This window comes from Pseudomonas sp. S2_C03 (genome assembly GCF_054668405.1).
Genome location: NZ_CP162766.1, coordinates 2,870,838 through 2,889,938 on the forward strand (window position 1 = coordinate 2,870,838; position 19,101 = coordinate 2,889,938).

A 19,101-nucleotide genomic window follows, 5' to 3' on the forward strand; every position below is an offset into this window, starting at 1 on the left:
ATTCATGTCAATCAAATTGAAGACGGGAATCATTAGGAATGTGTAAGGCCTGATGTCACGCGGTGTTCGGGAGACCATCGAAGGCAAGCCCGCTCCCACAGCGTTACACCCAACCTGTAGGAGCGAATTCATTTGCGATGGGCGTTAACGATGACGCGGGAGGCCTGATGCCCGTGGGGCTTGGGAGACCATCTCGAGCAAGCTCGCTCCTACAGAGGCAGCGCCGTCCCTGTAGGAGCGAATTCATTCGCGATGGAGGTCAACGATGACGGGGGAGATCTGATGCCCCGCAGTGGCCGGGACAGCATTGCGAGCAGGCTCGCGCCCACAAGTCAGGAGGAGTAAACGCCTGCGCCCTGCCCAACCGGCGCCTTGAATCGATGCGGCTGCTGCCAGGCCAATTGCGCCTGCACATCCGCAACGGCGTCCAGCACGCGCTGCGCCCAACGGGGGTCATCGGGTTGCACCACGACCACGCGGAAGCCGTGGTCCTGGCCTTCGACCTTCACGCCTTCGGAATCATCGACGTGTAAATCGATATCGAACAGTCGCGGCAGTTTCGATGGAGTGATCGAAAGCCCGTGGGATTTGAGCGCCTCGTCGTGGCGAACGCTGTTGACCACGCCGTCGACATGAATACCGTAGAGCATCAGCCAACGGCGGATGTAGCTCGGCGTGCGCCCGGACGAGGTGTACACCCAGACACTGCAATCCTGGCGACGCAGTTCACGGATCAGTTCGCGGGTGCCCTGGCGCAACGGTTCGCCCAGCCAGCGGTGAATGGATTGGGGCAACAGGTTCGGCTCCGCCTCGCTGTGGTGCGGCAGGCACGCCAGGGTGTCGTCGATATCGAAGGAAATGCGCACACGACGGCACTCGACCATCGGCACGTAACTGCGGGTGATCTGCCACGCCTGATTCACGGCAAACCGGCATTTCTCGAACGTCGAAACGCTATTCATCACGCGCCCCCCTGGTAGGCAGGCAGTTTTCGCTCGTACACGAAAAATTTCTGTGGATCCGGTGATTGATCTTCCAGGAAAGCGGCATATTTTTTCTTGATCTTGGGCAACTCATACAGGGATTTCACGCCATGTTTGGCTGAATTGCGGATGACGGATGACGGGTTGAAATAACCCTTGGCATTGTCCAGCGTCAGCACGAACGGCGGCTGGCCCGCGCGCATCAACAGGTAACTGACGATCAGCGAGCCGCTGCGGTGATTGCCTTCGATGAACAGTTGCGGCTTGCTCAGGACCCGCACGTACACCCCGGCCGCTCGCTTCCACACCGATTCGCTGCGGTACGCGCAGTACCAGTTGAAGAGGTCCTTGATGCCGCCTTCGACGTTATTGAAGAAGTGCGCCTCGGTCGCCGCCAGGTGCTGCGCAAACTCGATCCGGCGATCCGGGTCTTTGCCGCACAGCACGGTCGCGTTGATTTCCAGCATCAGGTTCAGGTTTTGCAGGTGGAACAGGTCGACATCATTGGCCACGTAGTCGTCGATCAACGCATAACCCGCCAGCACGTTGCTCAGCACTTCGTCGGTGAACGGGTCACGCGGCTCGGTAAACTGCATGCTGAGCTCGGAAAAACGGCCCTGCACTTCACGCAGGGCCGCCTCGATCGCGGGCAAATCAAGACGACGTTTGGCAAACATCAGCTGAATTTACCGCTGATGTAGTCGCTGGTCATTTGCTCGCGCGGGTTGTCGAAGATCTGTGTGGTCGGGCCCATTTCCACCAGATAACCGGTACGCGTGCCCTGGGAAATGTCCACCGAGAAGAAGGCCAGTGGTGTCGGCGACACGGATGGCCTGCTGCATGTTGTGGGTCACCAGGGCGATGGTGTAATCCTTCTTCAGCTCCACCATCAGCTCTTCGACGCGACGGGTAGCGATCGGGTCGAGTGCCGAGCAGGGTTCGTCGAGCAACAGCACTTCCGGCTCGGTGGCGATGGCGCGGGCGATGCACAGACGTTGCTGCTGACCGCCGGACAGCGACAGGCCGCTGACCTTGAGCTTGTCCTTGACCTCATCCCACAACGCGGCGCCTTGCAGGGCGTGCTTGACGCGGTCACCGATGTCGCCCTTGTAGCGGTTCAGGCGCAGGCCAAAGGCGACGTTGTCGAAGATGCTCATCGAGAACGGGTTCGGTTGTTGGAATACCATGCCGATGTAACGGCGCACGACCACCGGGTCAACGCCCTTGCCGTAGACGTCCTGGCCGAGGAAATGCACGTGGCCTTCGAAACGGAAGCCTCGCACCAGGTCGTTCATGCGGTTGAGGCTGCGCAGCACGGTACTTTTGCCACAGCCCGAAGGACCGATGAAACCGGTGATCTTGTTTTTTTCGATCGGCACGTGGCTGTCGCGCACGGCCATGAAGTTACCGTAGAAAATCTTGTCGAGCTTGCAGTCCATGACCACGGGGGCCTGGGTTTCGAACGGAGCAGCTTTTGGCGCGGATAATACGGTCATAATTCAGTTGCTCCGATTCTCAATACTTTGGCTTGCCGAAGATACGGCTGACGACGTTCACGACCAGAACGATCATTACCAGCACCAGCGAAGCCGCCCAGGCGAGTTCGAGCTGGTTGTCAAACGGCATGCCGGAGAAGTTGTAAATCAGCACGGCCAGCGATGCGGTCGGGTTCATCACCGCCAGGCTGCCGTCATGAATGATCCAGTAGTTGCTGAACAGCGCGGTGAACAACAGCGGTGCGGTCTCGCCAGCGGCACGTGCCACGGCCAGCATCACACCGGTGAGGATCGCCGGCATACCGGTCGGAAGGATGATTTTCCAGATCACTTGTGAGCGGGTGCAGCCCATGCCGTAGGCAGCGTCCTTCATGATCTTGGGCACCATCTTCATCGACTCTTCAGCGGTCAGCACGACGATGGGCAACATCAGCACCGCCAGCGCTATCCCACCGGCAGGCGCCGAGTAGGTACCGGTCGTCATCACCACGATGGCGTAGGCGAACACACCCGCCAGGATCGACGGCAGGCCGGTGAGCATCTTGGCGGCGAAACGCGCGGCGTTGGCCAGCTTGCTTTCCGGGCCCAGCTCGGCCAGGAACACGGCGGCCATGATGCCAACCGGCACCGCGATGGCGGCGGCGATGCCGACCATGACGAAGGTACCGGCCATGGCGTTACCGAAACCACCACCGGTCTCGAAACCGGTGGGCGGCAGTTCGGTGAAGACTTCCAGGCTCAGGCGAGCCCCGCCCTTGGTGATCAGCATGTAGAGCACTGACAGCAGTGGCACGCTGGCCAGCAGCGCGCCAAACCATACGAGTGTCGTCAGGACCAGACTGCGCAGCGCACGGCCTTCAAATTTGCGTTGCAGGCTGGGCAGCGCTTCAAGAGGAGTGGTCAGGCTGGTCATCATTTACTACCCCGCTGGGCGTACATCATGATCATGGAGCCGATGACGTTGACCACCAGGGTGATGAACATCAGCACCAGTGCGGCGTACATCAACACCTCGATCTCGTTCGGCCCCGCTTCCGGGAAGTTCAGCGCCAGCAAGGCCGCCAGGGTATTGGCCGGGGCGAACAGCGACAGGGAAATGTTGTTGGCGTTACCCACCAGCATCGCCAGCGCCATGGTTTCACCCAGTGCGCGGCCAAGGCCCAGCACCAGGGAACCGAAGATGCCGGTGGCGGCGGATGGCACCATTACCTTGAGAATCGCTTCCCAGTGGGTCGTACCCATGCCGTAGGCGGCCTGTTTGGTTTTCATCGGGACGGCCGTCAGCGCGTCCTGCGATACCGCCGCGATCGTCGGCAGAATCATGATGGCCAGTACCAGGGCGGCGGGTAACAAACCCGGACCGCTCAGGGACGTGCCGAAAAAGGGGATCCAGCCAAGCTCAGTGTGCAACCACGTCGTCAACGGCCGAATAGCCGGGATGACCACGTAAATTCCCCAAAGACCGTAGACGACGCTGGGGATGGCTGCGAGCAATTCGACGATGGTGCGAAAAACGGCTGCAAGCTGGGCGGGCAGGAAATCCTGAGTCAGGAAAATCGCCATGCTGACGCCGAAAAAGCCTGCAATGACCAGTGCAATCAGGGCGCTGTAGAGCGTGCCCCAAATGGCCGGCAGAATGCCGTACTTGCCTTGGTTAACGTCCCAGACACTGCCGAACAGGACATCCAGTCCGTGCTTTTCCATACCAGGAAGCGCCTTGACGCCGACTTCATAGACCAGAGCAAACACCACGGCCAGGATCAACACCACGCCGATACGCGCGAGCGCACGGAAGGTCCGGTCAACCAGAAAATCCTTCTCGGAAGGCGGTTTGCAGGCAGAGTCCGAATTGACCGGTACGACAAAAGGCTTGTTCATGGAGTGATTCCGGAACAGTGAGGGAAACTCCTCCGACGGGGCTGACAGGCCACGCCGGAAGAAGCCACGCAGGTGTTACTGGATGTTGGCGGAAGCCTTGCGAACCTGATCGACAACCGATGGTGGCAGCGGGATGTAGCCCATCGAGTCGGCGATTTTCTGACCTTCGGTCAGGCCGTACTCGACCATCTCACGCATGGCCTTGGCTTTTTCAGGGCTTTCGTTTTTCTTGCGGAAGATCATCCAGGTGTAGGAAGTGATCGGGTAGGACTTGGCGCCATCCGGATCAGGCAACCAGGCCACCAGGGATTCCGGCATCTTCACTGCCGCCAGTGCTTCGGCGCCGCTTTCGGCATTTGGCACGACGTATTGGCCGGCCTTGTTCTGCAGTACGGCGAAGTCGACCTTGGCCAGTTTGGCAAAGCCGTACTCGATGTAGCCGATGGCGCCCGGGGTCTGGCGCACGGTGGCGGTCACGCCATCGTTCTTCGGCGACTTGATGAATTTGTCACTGGCTGGCCAGTTGACGGTGTTGCCTTCACCCAGGTCCTTGTTGAACGTAGGGTTGATGGCCGCCAAGTGCTTGGTGAACACAGCAGTAGTGCCGCTGGAGTCTGCGCGCACGACCACGGTGATCGGCATGTCAGGCAGTTTCAGGTCCGGGTTGGCAGCAGCGATCTGCTTGTCGTTCCAGTTGGTGATTTTGCCCAGGAAGATGTTCGAGTAAACCTCGCGCGACAGCTTCACGCCTTTAGGGCTGCCTGGCAGGTTGTACGCCAGCACGATCTCGCCCGCTGTCATTGGCAGCAATTGAGCGCCCTCGGCAACCTTGGCGATGTCTTCGTCTTTCATGGCCGAGTCACTGGCGGCGAAATCGACCGTCTTGTTCAGGAAGTCCTGTACACCTGCCCCGCTCCCCTTGGACTGGTAGTCCACGGTGACGCCTTCGGTTTTCTTGCTGAAGTCCTTGAACCAGGTGAGGTAGATCGGAGCCGGGAAGCTGGCACCGGAACCGGTCAGGCGTACGCTTTCCGCAGCGAAAGACACCGAGGTGGCGCACAGAGAAACCGTAACGGCCAGCGCAGCAGACTTAAACAAACTCTTCATCAAAGGAACTCCATGTGTTTTACGGGGCTACGGCACTCTGAACGTTAATTGTTAAAGGTTTATGACAAAGGCATGGCAAACGGCCTGACGTACGATTTTTCTGACAAGCAATGAAGCGATTAACGGCGCGCCACGGTCATCCAATCGACATATTCAATCCCTACGCTTGCGTCAGGAGCCGTCACAGGGAAGCTCCGTCCAGCCAACCGATCCGGGAATGCGCATGAAGGCAATGGACACTGCTACGGCAAAGAGAAAGGGAATCAAACTACGCGCCACGGTGATTTACCGTAAGGATGGCGAGGTTCTGTTCGTACGAAAGCGCAACGCCAAGTGGAACCTCCCCGGCGGCACGGTAGAGCGCAACGAGACACCCTTGCAGGCGGCTCGCCGGGAAATGGCCGAGGAAACCGGCCTGTCATGCGATGAACTGCGTTACATCACCGAGTTCCGAGAGGACAAGGTCATTCATTACCTGTTCGAAGCGACAACGACGACGTCCAAACCTCGTCCCTGCAACGAGATAGACGCCTGTCGCTGGATCAAGGCCAAGGAAGTGTCCAAACGCCGGGTGCGCAACCCGATCAAGGTGCTTCTCGAGCGGTGCGCCTGATCACCGACAACGCTGGGATTGTGCGTCTACTTCAAACAAGTTCGACTGCGAGTGATCGAAGCCCGCCAAGGCCGGAGGTTGGGTGCCATGCTGGGTGATGGTCAAACCAGCAATGGCCGTTGACGGCTGCGGACTTCAAGCACTCATACGGTGGTCTCGGATAGGCCGAGAAGCATACGGCTATTGATTTTCAGCGGGCTGTGGCGCGTTGACGTCATCGTCAGCGAATTGCTCGATTGCCGCAGGCGCGTTGGGATGCATCGAATGTGAACTGGTTCTACCGCTCGCCCGGATGAATCCATCGTCTGCCGCGCTGCTGGCTGGCGTGGCTGGAGCCGGGGTTGTCGAGACTTGCAAAACGCTGGGTTCGGCCTCGGTGCTGATCCTGTTTGGCTTTTTAGGTGGGTCTGCAAGCGCTGTGAGGCAGGCTGCGGTCAGCAGCAATGCGCTCAGGGCGCTCATTAAGGTCGTGCTCATTACGTACGCCTCCTGTGTAGAGTCGCAGGTAAAGTTTGGACCCCTGGGCGAAAAGCACGGCAACAGGTGACCGACGGCGGCTCGATGAGCCTGGGCGCACGCACCACAACCAGACACGGCGAACGCAAACAGTGCAGGGATCTGGTTGAAAAACCCGGCATACACTTGACAAAAACAACGCAACCTTTTGTTTTAAAAGATATTTAACAAGCTGGCATTCATCTTGCCATCCATCTTTCCAACTTGGATACAAGATGGGATGCACAGCATGTTCGAGACACCGTCGGCCTTCACCCTGGATGACTGGAAACACGCCTATCGCGACAACGCGAAACCGCAGGAGCTGCTGCGCGCGGTATTGGACAGTTTAAGTAGCGATGATCCGGCCTGGATCAGCCTCGCCACGCCTGAGCAACTCGACGCACAACTCGCACACCTTCAAACCCTTGTCGACAAAGCAAACGGCAATCTCGACGCATTGCCGTTATATGGCGTGCCCTTCGCCATTAAGGACAACATCAACGCCGCGGGCTGGACCACCACCGCCGCGTGCCCCGAATTCGCCTATGTCGCCGAGGCCGACGCGACCGTCGTCACCCGCCTGCGGGCGGCCGGTGCGATCCTGATCGGCAAGACCAACCTCGACCAGTTCGCGACCGGCCTGGTCGGCACACGCTCACCCTACGGTGCGGTGCCCAACAGTTTCAATCCGGACTACGTCAGCGGCGGCTCCAGCTCCGGCTCGGCCAGCACGGTGGCGCGCGGGCTGGTGGCGTTTTCGCTGGGCACCGACACGGCGGGCTCCGGGCGCGTGCCGGCCGGTTTCAACAACATCGTCGGACTCAAGCCGACCAAGGGCTGGCTGCCCAACACCGGGCTCGTGCCGGCGTGCCGCACGCTCGACTGCATTTCGGTGTTTGCGCTGACCGTGGCCGACGCCCAGGCCGTCGCCACTATCGCCGGTGGCTTCGACGCCGCCGATGCCTACAGTCGCAAGAACCCCAACAGCGCCAAGGTCGGTATGCCGGCCAAGCCGCGCCTGGCCGTACCCGCCGCGCCTGAGTTTTTCGGTGACGAGCAGAACCAGGCAGTCTTCGAGCAGGCGCTGGGCAAACTGCGCGAGCTGGGTGCCGAATTGGTCGAGATCGACTTCTCGCCGTTTCGCGAACTGGCTGAACAGCTCTACTACGGCCCCTGGGTCGCCGAGCGCACCGTGGCGGTGGAAGGGGTCGATCCCGCCCACATCAACCAGGTGGTGCGCGGTGTGGTCGCCGCTGGCGAGAAATACAGTGCTTGCGACGCTTACAAAGCCGAGTACATTCGTGCCGAGCTGAGCAGGACCATCGACCAGGCACTGGCCGGTTTCGACGCGCTGGTGGTGCCGACCTCGCCGACCATTCGCACCCTGGCGGAAATGGCCGTGGAACCGGTGCTGTTCAACAGCCAGTTTGGCACCTACACCAACTTCACCAACCTCGCCGACCTCTCGGCCCTGGCCCTGCCAGCGGGTTTGCGTGCCGATGGTCTACCGGCTGGCATCACCCTGATCGCCCCGGCCTGGCACGACCATGCCCTCGCCGCTTTCGGCCAGCGCTGGCAGCAGGCCCTGAACCTGCCGCTGGGCGCAACCCAACGTGCCCTGCCCGCGCAGCGTGCCAGCGTCCAGGCGCCGGGCAGCGTGCGGGTGGCGGTGGTCGGTGCGCACCTCACCGGCATGCCGCTGAACTTCCAGTTGCTGACCCGCGACGCTGTACTGGTCGAGCAAACCACCAGCGCTGCCCACTACCGCCTCTACGCCCTGCCCGGCACCGTGCCACCAAAACCTGGACTGGCCCGTGTTGCCACGGATGGCGCCGAAATCATCGTCGAGCTGTGGGACGTGCCGCAGGCGCGCTTCGGTGAATTTGTCGCGGAGATTCCGCCACCGCTGGGCATCGGTAATCTGGAGCTGGCCGACGGTCGCTGGGTCAAGGGCTTCATCTGCGAACCGTACGCCCTGGAAGGCGCCCGCGACATCACCGGCTTCGGTGGCTGGCACGCGTTTATCGCCAGCCTGGCGAAGCCGTAAAGCGCGAGATCCGTCGGCGGCCCAGGCCGCCCTACTCAGCATTTTCGCTTCCAGACCATGGAAGCCAGGGACGAGGCACACCTATGTTCACTACCGTACTGATCGCCAACCGTGGCGAGATCGCTGTCCGCGCCATCCGCACCCTCAAGCGCCTCGGCGTGAAGAGTGTCGCCGTCTACTCCGATGCCGACCGCAATGCGCAACATGTACGCGACGCCGACGTGGCCATCGCCCTGGGTGGCGACAAGCCGGCCGACAGTTACCTGCGTATCGACAAGATCCTCGACGCCGCCAGGGAAACCGGTGCCCAGGCGATCTACCCCGGTTATGGCTTCCTCTCCGAAAGTGCTGAATTCGCCGATGCCTGCGAGGCAGCCGGCATTGCCTTCGTCGGCCCGACTGGCGAGCAGATCCGCGAGTTCGGTCTCAAGCACCGCGCCCGTGAGCTGGCAGGTGTTGCCCAGGTGCCGATGGCGCCGGGCACGGGCCTGCTGCAAAGCCTTGCGCAAGCCCTCGAAGCCGCGGAAGGGATCGGTTACCCGGTGATGCTCAAGACCACTGCCGGCGGCGGTGGTATCGGCCTGACCCGCTGCGCCGATGCCGACGCACTGGTCAGCGCCTACGACAGCGTCAAGCGCATGGGTGAGCAGTTTTTCAGTGACGCCGGGGTGTTTCTCGAACGCTTCGTCGACCAGGCGCGCCACGTTGAAGTGCAGATTTTTGGTGACGGTCAGGGCCGCGTCGCTGCCCTCGGTGAACGTGATTGCTCGCTGCAACGGCGTAACCAGAAAGTCGTCGAGGAAACCCCGGCGCCGAACTTGCCTCAGGCCACCCGTGAGCGCTTGCATGCTGCCGCCGTGCAACTGGGCGAGTCGGTCAGCTACCGCAGCGCTGGCACCGTGGAATTCATCTACGACGCTGCTCGTGATGACTTTTATTTCCTCGAAGTGAACACCCGCCTCCAGGTCGAACACCCCGTCACCGAAATGGTCACCGGCCTGGACCTGATCGAGTGCATGCTGCGCGTAGCCGCCGGTGATGCGCTGGACTGGCCTGCGCTGGAGCGTGCCCCGCAGGGCGCCGCCATCGAAGTGCGCATCTACGCGGAAGATCCGTTGAAGAACTTCCAGCCCAGCCCCGGCGTGCTCACCGAAGTGCATTTCCCCGAAAACGTGCGCGTGGATGGCTGGGTCAGCACCGGTAGCGAAGTCTCGGCCTTCTACGACCCGATGATTGCAAAGCTCATCGTGCACGGCGCCACCCGTGAAGAAGCCATCGCCAGGATGCGAACCGCACTGGGCGAAACCCGCCTGCACGGGATCGCCAGCAACCTCGATTACCTGCGCCAGGTCGTAGCCGACGCTCGCTTCGCCGAAGGCCAGGTGTGGACCCGACTGCTCGACACCTTCACCTTCAAGGCCAGCGTCATCGAAGTGTTGGAACCCGGCACCTACTCCAGCGTCCAGGACTATCCGGGGCGGCTCGGCTACTGGGACATCGGCGTGCCGCCGTCCGGGCCGATGGACGACTTTGCCTTCCGCCTGGCCAACCGCATCGTCGGTAACCACACCGATGCCGCGGGCCTTGAGTTCACGCTGCAAGGCCCGACCCTGCGATTCCACACCGACGCCCTGATCGCCCTGACGGGCGCCGACTGCCCCGCCACGCTGGAAGGCGAAGCCGTGGCCTACTGGCAGCCGATTCAGGTCAAGGCCGGCCAGGTGCTCAAACTCGGCCGAGCGCAAAGTGGTTGCCGCACTTATCTGGCCGTGCGCAACGGCTTCGACGTACCGCAATACCTGGGCAGCCGCTCAACCTTCGCCCTGGGCCAGTTTGGCGGTCACGCCGGACGTACCCTGCGCCCGGCCGACATGCTGGCAATCTCGCAACCCGAGCTGGCGGCCTGCACCACCCCGGCACCGGTGGCCTCGCCACAAGCGGTGCACCCTAGCCTTATTCCGAGCTACGGCACGACCTGGAACATCGGCGTGCTCTATGGCCCGCACGGCGCACCGGACTTCTTCACCCCCGAGGCAATCGAGGAATTCTTCGCCACCGAATGGGAGGTGCACTACAACTCCAACCGCCTGGGCGTTCGCCTGTCCGGGCCGAAGCCGAGCTGGACCCGCGCCAATGGCGGCGAAGCCGGACTGCACCCATCCAACGTGCACGACTGTGAATACGCCATCGGTGCCATTAACTTCACCGGCGACTTTCCGGTCATCCTCACCAAGGACGGCCCGAGCCTCGGCGGCTTCGTCTGCCCGGTGACCATCGCCAAGGCCGAGCTGTGGAAAGTCGGCCAGGTCAAACCCGGTGACAAGCTGCGCTTCCACCCCATCGGCTTCCAGCAGGCGCAGAGCCTGGAGCAAGCACAGTTGGGCAGCCTCGAAGCGCTGGCCGCCATCAGCGCCGTGACCCTGCCGGCGCCGACGCTGGAACCGCAGGACACGGTATCGGCCACCGTGCTGGCCGAACTGCCGGCCGAAGGCAGCCGCCCGCGCGTGGTCTATCGCCAGGCCGGCGACGCCTACATCCTCATGGAATACGGCGACAACGTACTCGACCTGGCCCTGCGCCTGCGTGTACATCTGTTGATGGAAATGCTCAAGGCCGAGCCACTGCGCGGCCTGGAAGAACTGGCACCCGGCGTGCGCTCGCTGCAACTGCGCTACAACAGCCGCGTGTTGCACCAGCAGGCGTTGATCGAGCATTTGCTGGGGCTGGAGTTGCGCCTCGGGGACGTTGCCGAGCTGAAAGTACCGACCCGCATCGTTCACCTGCCGATGGCCTTCGAGGACACCGCCACCCTGGGCGCGGTCACCCGCTACCGCGAGACCGTACGCGCCGAAGCCCCGTGGCTGCCGAACAACGTCGACTTCCTCCAGCGCATCAATGGCCTGGCCCATCGCAATGAAGTGAAGGACATTCTGTTCGACGCCAGCTACCTGATCCTCGGCCTCGGCGACGTTTACCTCGACGCCCCATGCGCCGTACCGCTGGACCCGCGTCATCGCCTGCTCAGCTCCAAATACAACCCGGCACGCACCTACACCGCCGAAGGCACGGTGGGCATTGGTGGCATGTACATGTGCATCTACGGCATGGATTCGCCCGGTGGCTACCAACTGGTCGGGCGCACCTTGCCGATCTGGAACAAGTACGTGAAAAACGCCCAGTTCGAAAATGGCGAGCCGTGGCTGCTGCGTTTCTTCGATCAGGTGCGGTTCTACCCGGTCAGCGAGGCCGAGCTGGACGAGTTCCGCGAATCGTTCCGCGAAGGCCGCGCACAGATCCGCATCGAACACAGCGAATTCGACTTTGCCGAATACCAGCGCTTCCTCGTCGACAACCAGGCCGACATCGCCGCGTTCCAGGAGCGGCAGAAAGCGGCCTTCGATGCCGAGGTGCCGCTGTGGCGTGATGACGAAGCAGTGGTCGACGTGACGTCGCCCCATCCACAGGACGACGACGGCGACCTCGACGGCCATCTGGTCAGCGCCGACATGTGCGGCAGCGTATGGAAAGTGCTGGTGGAGCCCGGCCAGCATGTCGAGGCGGGTACTCCGCTGCTGGTGGTCGAGGCGATGAAGATGGAGTTGTCAGTGACGGCGCCGGTGTCCGGCGTGGTCAAGTCGGTGCGTTGCCAACCGGGCAAGGCTGTGACGCCGGGCGACGCCCTGCTCCTGCTGACGCCGAGCGAGGCGGCTGCCTGATGCAATTGGTCGGTGCCTCGAAAAAAAACCGGACGAACCCGGACAGCCTGGCTGAACGGGTTTACCAACAGCTCAAGGATGACATCTTCGCCTTCCGGCTATTGCCGGGCAGCCGGTTCTCGGAAGGCGAAATCGCCCAACGCATGGAAGCCAGTCGAACCCCGGTACGCCTGGCACTCTATCGGCTGGAGCGCGAAGGTTATCTGGACGTACATTTTCGCAGCGGCTGGCAGGTGCGGCCGTTCGACTTCGAGCATTTCGAGGACCTGTACGAGCTACGCATCGTGCTGGAAACCGAAGCGGCGAAACGCCTCTGCGCACGCTCGGCGAATCATCCACTGGACGCCTTGCAAGCGCTCAGCGCCATCTGGCTGGTCGCCGCCGAAGACCGATTGCAGGACGGCAGCGAGGTGTCACGACTGGACGAGCGGTTTCACTGCCAACTGGTCGAGGCAGCGGGTAACGCCGCCATGGCCAGGGTGCACGCGCAACTGAGCGAAAAGATCCGCATCATCCGGAGGCTCGATTTCACCCAGTCGCAGCGCATTGCCCTGACCTATGAAGAGCACGGCGCGATCCTCCGGGCGATCCTTGCGCATCGCAGCGACGAGGCCTGCCGGTTGTTGAAAGCGCACATTGAAGTCAGCAAGGCGGAAGTGCGCAAAGTGACGCTGCACATGTTGCAGGAGGCCCACGAACGCGCGATGCGGGCGTGAGTAGCCCGCGCCCGCTTTTGATCTTGATTTTCTGTGGGAGCGGGCAAGCCCGCTCCTGCAGAAGGTGCGGTTAGCGGGGTGGGTTGGATCGGGCGGCGTGCAATTTTTTGTAGCTTTCGATCAGGCGCAGGTGCCGGTCGAGGCCTTCGAGTTTCATGCTGGTGGGTGTCAGTCCGTAGAAGCGCACGCTGCCGTTGACCGAACCAATCGCGGCGTCGGTGCGTTCGGCGCCGAACATGCGGCGGAAGTTGGCTTCGTAGTCGGCCAGTTCCAGATCTTCATCCAGTTCCATCTCCAGCACCACGTTCACCGCTTGATAGAACAAGCCACGCTCGACGGTGTTGTCGTTGTATTGCAGGAAGGTTTCCACCGCTTCCTTGGCTTCCTCGTACTGCTGCAGGGCCAGGTAAATCAGCGCCTTGAGCTCGAGGATGGTCAACTGGCCCCACGGGGTGTTGTCGTCGAACTCGATGCCGATCAGGGTGGTGATGTCGGTGTAGTCGTCCAGCTCGCTTTCCACCAGGCGCTCGACCAGGTCCTGCAACTGCGCCTCATCGAGGCGATGCAGGTTGAGGATGTCTTCGCGGAAGAACAGCGCCTTGTTGGTGTTGTCCCAGATCAGGTCGTCGACCGGGTAGATCTCCGAGTAGTCCGGCACCAGGATGCGGCAGGCGGTGGCGCCCAGATGCTCGTACACCGCCATGTACGATTCCTTGCCCATGTTTTGCAGGATGCCGACCAGGGTCGCGGCCTCCTGGGCATTGGAATCTTCGCCGTGGCCGGAGAAATCCCACTCAACGAATTCGTATTCCGCCTTGGCACTGAAGAAGCGCCACGACACCACGCCGCTGGAGTCGATGAAGTGCTCGACGAAGTTGTTCGGCTCGGTCACCGCGTGGCCTTCGAAGGTCGGTTGCGGCAGGTCGTTGAGACCTTCGAAACTGCGGCCCTGCAGCAGCTCGGTCAGGCTGCGCTCCAACGCCACTTCCATGCTTGGGTGGGCGCCGAAAGACGCAAACACGCCACCGGTGCGCGGGTTCATCAGGGTCACGCACATCACCGGGAACTCGCCGCCCAGCGACGCATCCTTCACCAGCACCGGGAAGCCCTGGGCTTCCAGGCCCTGGATACCGGCAACGATGCTCGGGTATTTCGCCAGCACCTCGGCGGGCACGTCCGGCAACGCAAATTCGCCTTCGATGATTTCGCGCTTGACCGCACGCTCGAAGATTTCCGACAGGCACTGCACCTGGGCTTCGGCCAGGGTGTTGCCGGCGCTCATGCCGTTGCTCAGGTAGAGGTTTTCGATCAGGTTGGACGGGAAGTACACCACTTCGCCATCGGACTGGCGCACGAACGGCAAGGACACGATGCCGCGTTCTTCGTTGCCGGAGTTGGTGTCATACAGATGCGAACCCCGCAACTCGCCATCACGGTTGTAGATTTTCAGGCAATAGGCGTCGAGGATTTCGGTCGGCAGTTCATCCTTGCGCCCCGGTTTGAACCAGCGCTCGTCCGGGTAATGCACGAATGGCGCGTTGGCGATCTCTTCGCCCCAGAACTGATCGTTGTAGAAGAAGTTGCAGTTCAGGCGTTCAATGAACTCGCCCAGCGCCGAAGCCAGTGCGCTTTCCTTGGTCGAGCCCTTGCCATTGGTGAAGCACATGGGCGACTGCGCATCGCGGATGTGCAGCGACCAGACGTTGGGCACGATGTTGCGCCACGAGGCGATCTCGATCTTCATGCCCAGGCCCGCGAGGATCGCGGACATGTTGGCGATGGTCTGCTCCAGCGGCAGGTCCTTGCCGGCGATGTAGGTGCCCTCCCCCGACGTCGAGGTTGGCATCAGCAGCGCCTGGGCATCGGCGTCGAGGTTTTCCACCTCTTCGATCACGAATTCGGGGCCGGCCTGGACGACTTTCTTCACCGTGCAGCGGTCGATGGAGCGCAGGATGCCTTGGCGGTCCTTGTCGCTGATGTCTGCTGGCAGTTCGACCTGGATCTTGAAAATCTGGTTGTAGCGGTTTTCCGGATCGACAATGTTGTTCTGCGACAGGCGAATGTTGTCGGTCGGGATATGGCGGGTCTCGCAGTACAACTTCACGAAGTAAGCCGCGCACAACGCCGACGAGGCCAGGAAGTAATCGAACGGACCCGGCGCAGAACCATCGCCCTTGTAGCGAATCGGTTGGTCGGCGATCACCGTAAAGTCGTCGAACTTGGCCTCAAGCCGCAGGTTGTCGAGAAAGTTGACCTTGATTTCCATAGGGGATTACCAGAATAGCGAGCTAAAACAAATTGGCCGCCATTATCCGGCTTTTGCGGCAGAAGTCCTGCGCTTTCATCAAGGACCGCCGACCGGTCTGCTTGTATCCCAATGTATCTGGCGCTTGCCTGGATACATGTGTTTGCACCCGGCGCACGATTCGACATAGCCCGGATACGTCTTCGCGATCAAATGAACCCAAGGTTTCAAGGGGTCATCCAGACCCACTGGCCAACGGCTCGCAACGGAGACATCCACATGAAGATGGCAATGCACAACCCAGGTAAAACCCGCCGCCGTCTGGTCGGCCCATCGATCCTTGCGGTCGCCCTGCTGGGTGCGATGGGCGCGGTCCAGGCTCAAACCGCAGCCCAGCCAGTGGCGACCCAGGGTGTCAGCTATTCCGCGCCCTCGCCTTTCGGCCCGCTCAAGCATGTCAAGGCCGGTTTGCTGGACGTGGCCTACGCCGAAACAGGCCCGGCCAATGGTCCGGTGGTGATCCTGCTGCACGGCTGGCCGTATGACATTCACAGCTATGACGACGTCGCACCGATCCTCGCCGCCAAGGGGTATCGCGTGCTGATGCCGTATGCCCGCGGTTATGGCGATACGCAGTTCCTGTCGAAGGACACCCTGCGCAATGGCCAACCGGCCGCGCTGGCCAGCGACGTCATTGACTTCATGGACGCGCTGAAGATCAAGCAGGCGGTGCTCGGTGGCTACGACTGGGGCGCGCGTACCGCCGACATCGTCTCGGCCCTGTGGCCAGAGCGGGTCAAGGCGCTGGTGTCAGTCAGCGGATACCTGATCGGCAATCAGGCCGCCGGCAAGAACCCGCTGCCGCCCCTGGCTGAATTGCAATGGTGGTACCAGTTCTACTTCGCCACCGAGCGTGGCCGTGACGGCTACCAGAAAAACACCCATGACTTCGCCAAGCTGATCTGGCAACTGGCCTCGCCGAAATGGGCGTTCGATGACGCGACCTTCGATCGCAGTGCCAAGGCTCTGGAGAATCCGGATCACGTCGACATCACCGTGTTCAACTACCGCTGGCGTTTGGGCCTGGTGCAGGGTGAGAGCCAGTACGAGGCATTGGAGCAGAAACTGGCTACCGCCCCCTCCATCGGCGTACCGACCATTACCCTGGAAGGCGATGCCAACGGCGCGCCGCATCCCAAGCCTGAGGACTATGCCAAGCGCTTTACCGGCAAGTACGAGTTCCGTTTGATCAGCGGCGGGATTGGGCACAACTTGCCGCAGGAAGACCCGCAGGCGTTTGCCAAGGCAGTGATTGATGCGGATCACCTGTGATCTGACGATCACACCCCACACTGTGGGAGCGGGCTTGCTCGCGATGGTTGCCAACGAAAACGCGGAGTATCTGATACCCCCGCGGTGTTGCTGAAACCATCGCGGGCAAGCCCGCTCCTACAGGGGGGATGCCGCCGTCGGGCTCAGGCCTTGGCGGCCATCGCCGTGACTTCCACGCGCATGCCGTCCACCGCCAGGGCGGCGACACCGACTGCGGCGCGCACCGGCCACGGCTTGGCGAAGTAGCGTTTGTACACCTCGTTGAAAGCGGCGCGGTCGGCCATGTCGGTGAGGTAGATGGTCAGGTGCAGCACGCGGTCCATGGAACTGCCGGCGCGCTCCAGCGCCACTTTCAGTGCCTGCAAGGTGCATTCGCTCTGCAGGGTGATGTCGCCCAGCTCCAGGCTGCCGTCTGCGCGGGTCGGGATCTGCGTCGACACCAGGATGCCGCCAAAACCGGCAACGTCGCTGGAGATGGAATCCGCGTCAGGATCGGGGGTGAAGGCGATGTCTTGGTTGGCCATGAACGGTTCTCTTGTATCGGATGAAAAGGGTGCGGGCAGTCTACAGCCCAATGCCCGCAAACGCTCTGCATCAGTTATTTATACTCAAATGCCAGCTTAATAATATTTTACCGATACAGGGGTCATCCCTAGTCTTGAACCCAAGAAATGGCAGGCCGTTCGCGACCTCAATCCAACTTGAAGGGTACAGAGATGACCACCGAAAAAATAACAACAGACACGTTGATCGTCGGCGCAGGTCAAGCTGGCGTGGCCATGAGCGAACACTTGAGCAAACTGGGCGTGCCGCACCTGGTGCTGGAGCGCAATCGTATTGCCGAGCGCTGGCGCAGTGGGCGCTGGGATTCTCTGGTGGCCAACGGCCCCGCCTGGCACGACCGCTTCCCCGGCCTTGAGTTTGCGAACCTCAGCCCCGATGCGTTCGTCCCCAAGGAGCAGGTCGCCGACTACTTCGAAGCCTACGCGAAAAAATTCAACGCACCGATTCGTACCGGCGTGGATGTGCTGAAGGTCGAGCGCAATGTCGGTCGTCCAGGCTTCACCGTCGAAACTTCGCAAGGCGTGATCGAAGCCCTGCGCGTGGTGGCGGCCACCGGCCCGTTCCAGCGGCCGGTCATCCCGCCAATTGCGCCGAAGAATCAGCCCTTCCTGCAAATCCACTCCGCCGACTATCGAAATCCGGGGCAATTGCCTGACGGCGCGGTGCTGGTGGTCGGTGCCGGCTCGTCGGGCGTGCAGATCGCCGATGAATTGCAGCGCTCCGGCAAGCAGGTTTATCTCTCGGTGGGCGCCCATGACCGTCCACCCCGGGCCTACCGCAACCGCGATTTCTGCTGGTGGCTGGGCGTACTCGGCGAGTGGGACCAGGCGGCGATGAAACCGGGTCGCGAGCACGTTACCATCGCGGTGAGCGGTGCCCATGGCGGACGAACGGTGGACTTCCGGGAACTGGCGCATCGCGGCATGACCCTGGTCGGCCTGACCCAGTCCTTCGACGGCGGCGTCGCCACGTTCCAGGCGAACCTGGCCGAGAACCTGGCCCGGGGTGACGAGAACTATCTGGCGCTGCTCAATGCCGCCGATGCCTACATCGAACGCAACGGTCTCGACTTGCCGCCGGAACCGGAGGCGCGCATCACCTTCCCTGATCCTGCCTGTGTCAGCGAGCCGATCCTGCAACTGGACCTGGCCAAGGCCGGCGTGACTTCGATCATCTGGGCCACAGGGTTTGCCACCGACTACAGCTGGATGAACGTGAACGCCTTTGACGACAAGGGCAAGCCTGCACATCAGCGTGGCGTATCGACCGAACCTGGCGTTTATTTCCTCGGTTTGCCGTGGCAGTCGCGGCGCGGCTCGTCGTTCATCTGGGGCGTATGGCATGACGCCAAGTACGTGGCTGATCACATCGCCATCCAGCGCTCTTATCTCGACTACCACGATGCGGCGCAACGTGCGGCGGATGTCGCCCCGCTCGCCGCTAAAAAAACTGTCAGCGCTTAATCGTCCAGGAGCTTGAAATGGCCACGCCAACCCATACCCGCATTCGCATGTTCAACACCAAGGAAACCTACCCTAACCAGAGCCTGGACAACGACCTGTGCCAGGCGGTGCGCGCCGGCAACACCGTGTACGTGCGAGGCCAGGTCGGTACCGATTTCGAGGGCCGACTGGTGGGCCTGGGCGACCCGCGCGCCCAGGCCGAACAGGCGATGCGCAACGTCAAGCAACTGCTCGAAGAAGCCGGCAGCGACCTGAGCCACATCGTCAAGACCACCACCTACCTGATCGACCCGCGCTATCGCGAGCCGGTGTACCAGGAAGTTGGAAAATGGCTCAAAGGCGTGTTCCCGATCTCCACGGGGTTGGTGGTGTCGGCGCTGGGGCAGCCGCAGTGGTTGATGGAGATTGATGTGATTGCGGTGATTCCCGAGTAGGACCGAGTT

The 19,101-nt window shown here is 61.7% G+C and carries 14 protein-coding genes and 1 pseudogene; 7 read left to right on the forward strand and 8 right to left on the reverse strand.

The window, feature by feature from the left end:
• Positions 1-332: 332 nt before the first annotated feature.
• The 6 genes and pseudogenes from AB4N64_RS13055 to pstS all read right to left on the reverse strand — a co-directional run bounded on the left by AB4N64_RS13055 (position 333) and on the right by pstS (position 5,464).
• Positions 333-884: a hypothetical protein gene (locus AB4N64_RS13055; protein ID WP_460126734.1), complete on the reverse strand. Its 552-nt coding sequence runs from the start codon at positions 882-884 to the stop codon at positions 333-335.
• Between the two features lie 77 nt (positions 885-961).
• Positions 962-1,660: a hypothetical protein gene (locus tag AB4N64_RS13060; protein WP_460126133.1), complete on the reverse strand. Its 699-nt coding sequence runs from the start codon at positions 1,658-1,660 to the stop codon at positions 962-964.
• Positions 1,660-2,422 (reverse strand): annotated as a pseudogene (gene pstB / locus AB4N64_RS13065) (phosphate ABC transporter ATP-binding protein PstB). The gene AB4N64_RS13060 and the pseudogene pstB overlap by 1 nt, the downstream one beginning before the upstream one ends.
• 76 nt (positions 2,423-2,498) lie before the next feature.
• A complete protein-coding gene (pstA, locus tag AB4N64_RS13070; RefSeq protein ID WP_460126736.1) occupies positions 2,499-3,392 on the reverse strand; it encodes a phosphate ABC transporter permease PstA in 894 nt (297 codons plus the stop codon).
• Positions 3,392-4,357 (reverse strand): phosphate ABC transporter permease subunit PstC, encoded by a 966-nt coding sequence (pstC, locus tag AB4N64_RS13075; RefSeq protein WP_460126135.1) that lies wholly within the window; start codon positions 4,355-4,357, stop codon positions 3,392-3,394. Before pstC ends, pstA begins: the two co-directional genes overlap by 1 nt.
• Before the next feature lie 75 nt (positions 4,358-4,432).
• On the reverse strand, positions 4,433-5,464 hold the full coding sequence (gene pstS, locus AB4N64_RS13080; protein ID WP_460126137.1) for a phosphate ABC transporter substrate-binding protein PstS: 1,032 nt from the start codon (positions 5,462-5,464) through the stop codon (positions 4,433-4,435).
• 223 nt (positions 5,465-5,687) lie between these two features.
• Between pstS and AB4N64_RS13085 the strand changes: the two genes are divergently transcribed.
• The 4 genes from AB4N64_RS13085 to AB4N64_RS13100 all read left to right on the forward strand — a co-directional run bounded on the left by AB4N64_RS13085 (position 5,688) and on the right by AB4N64_RS13100 (position 13,054).
• Complete coding sequence (locus tag AB4N64_RS13085; RefSeq protein WP_460126139.1) at positions 5,688-6,077, forward strand: NUDIX hydrolase; 390 nt, start codon at positions 5,688-5,690, stop codon at positions 6,075-6,077.
• 745 nt (positions 6,078-6,822) lie between these two features.
• Entirely contained in the window at positions 6,823-8,622 is a 1,800-nt protein-coding gene (gene atzF / locus AB4N64_RS13090; RefSeq protein WP_460126140.1) for an allophanate hydrolase, read from the forward strand.
• An 83-nt stretch (positions 8,623-8,705) separates the two neighbouring features.
• The gene (gene uca, locus AB4N64_RS13095) at positions 8,706-12,338 is read left to right on the forward strand and encodes an urea carboxylase (RefSeq protein ID WP_460126142.1); all 3,633 of its coding nucleotides are present in this window, start codon (positions 8,706-8,708) and stop codon (positions 12,336-12,338) included.
• On the forward strand, positions 12,338-13,054 hold the full coding sequence (locus AB4N64_RS13100; RefSeq protein WP_460126144.1) for a GntR family transcriptional regulator: 717 nt from the start codon (positions 12,338-12,340) through the stop codon (positions 13,052-13,054). Before uca ends, AB4N64_RS13100 begins: the two co-directional genes overlap by 1 nt.
• 70 nt (positions 13,055-13,124) lie before the next feature.
• Here the strand turns inward: AB4N64_RS13100 and AB4N64_RS13105 are convergent, their stop codons facing one another.
• On the reverse strand, positions 13,125-15,320 hold the full coding sequence (locus AB4N64_RS13105; protein ID WP_460126146.1) for an OsmC domain/YcaO domain-containing protein: 2,196 nt from the start codon (positions 15,318-15,320) through the stop codon (positions 13,125-13,127).
• A gap of 258 nt (positions 15,321-15,578) precedes the next feature.
• On the opposite strand from AB4N64_RS13105, the gene AB4N64_RS13110 reads away from it, so the two are divergent.
• Positions 15,579-16,631 carry an alpha/beta fold hydrolase gene (locus AB4N64_RS13110; protein WP_460126148.1) on the forward strand — a complete coding sequence of 351 codons (1,053 nt, stop codon included), beginning with the start codon at positions 15,579-15,581 and terminating at the stop codon, positions 16,629-16,631.
• A 143-nt stretch (positions 16,632-16,774) separates the two neighbouring features.
• Here AB4N64_RS13110 and AB4N64_RS13115 read toward each other — a convergent pair whose 3' ends face one another.
• Positions 16,775-17,155, reverse strand: coding sequence for a RidA family protein (locus AB4N64_RS13115; RefSeq protein WP_460126150.1), 381 nt, complete (start codon positions 17,153-17,155; stop codon positions 16,775-16,777).
• Between the two features lie 147 nt (positions 17,156-17,302).
• Between AB4N64_RS13115 and AB4N64_RS13120 the strand changes: the two genes are divergently transcribed.
• Positions 17,303-18,658, forward strand: coding sequence for a flavin-containing monooxygenase (locus AB4N64_RS13120; RefSeq protein ID WP_460126152.1), 1,356 nt, complete (start codon positions 17,303-17,305; stop codon positions 18,656-18,658).
• Positions 18,659-18,675: 17 nt separating this feature from the next.
• The gene (locus AB4N64_RS13125) at positions 18,676-19,092 is read left to right on the forward strand and encodes a RidA family protein (protein WP_368554268.1); all 417 of its coding nucleotides are present in this window, start codon (positions 18,676-18,678) and stop codon (positions 19,090-19,092) included.
• The last annotated feature ends 9 nt before the right edge of the window (positions 19,093-19,101 follow it).

What these genes read in the sequence shown, in the direction of transcription:
- pstS (WP_460126137.1), bottom strand. Translation starts at nt 5,464, where the DNA reads ATGAAGAGTTTGTTTAAGTCTGCTGCGCTGGCCGTTACGGTTTCTCTG.
- AB4N64_RS13125 (WP_368554268.1), top strand. Translation starts at nt 18,676, where the DNA reads ATGGCCACGCCAACCCATACCCGCATTCGCATGTTCAACACCAAGGAA.
- AB4N64_RS13105 (WP_460126146.1), bottom strand. Translation starts at nt 15,320, where the DNA reads ATGGAAATCAAGGTCAACTTTCTCGACAACCTGCGGCTTGAGGCCAAG.
- AB4N64_RS13120 (WP_460126152.1), top strand. Translation starts at nt 17,303, where the DNA reads ATGGCAGGCCGTTCGCGACCTCAATCCAACTTGAAGGGTACAGAGATG.
- AB4N64_RS13060 (WP_460126133.1), bottom strand. Translation starts at nt 1,660, where the DNA reads ATGTTTGCCAAACGTCGTCTTGATTTGCCCGCGATCGAGGCGGCCCTG.
- AB4N64_RS13085 (WP_460126139.1), top strand. Translation starts at nt 5,688, where the DNA reads ATGAAGGCAATGGACACTGCTACGGCAAAGAGAAAGGGAATCAAACTA.
- AB4N64_RS13110 (WP_460126148.1), top strand. Translation starts at nt 15,579, where the DNA reads ATGAAGATGGCAATGCACAACCCAGGTAAAACCCGCCGCCGTCTGGTC.
- uca (WP_460126142.1), top strand. Translation starts at nt 8,706, where the DNA reads ATGTTCACTACCGTACTGATCGCCAACCGTGGCGAGATCGCTGTCCGC.
- pstC (WP_460126135.1), bottom strand. Translation starts at nt 4,357, where the DNA reads ATGAACAAGCCTTTTGTCGTACCGGTCAATTCGGACTCTGCCTGCAAA.
- AB4N64_RS13115 (WP_460126150.1), bottom strand. Translation starts at nt 17,155, where the DNA reads ATGGCCAACCAAGACATCGCCTTCACCCCCGATCCTGACGCGGATTCC.
- atzF (WP_460126140.1), top strand. Translation starts at nt 6,823, where the DNA reads ATGTTCGAGACACCGTCGGCCTTCACCCTGGATGACTGGAAACACGCC.
- pstA (WP_460126736.1), bottom strand. Translation starts at nt 3,392, where the DNA reads ATGACCAGCCTGACCACTCCTCTTGAAGCGCTGCCCAGCCTGCAACGC.
- AB4N64_RS13100 (WP_460126144.1), top strand. Translation starts at nt 12,338, where the DNA reads ATGCAATTGGTCGGTGCCTCGAAAAAAAACCGGACGAACCCGGACAGC.
- AB4N64_RS13055 (WP_460126734.1), bottom strand. Translation starts at nt 884, where the DNA reads ATGGTCGAGTGCCGTCGTGTGCGCATTTCCTTCGATATCGACGACACC.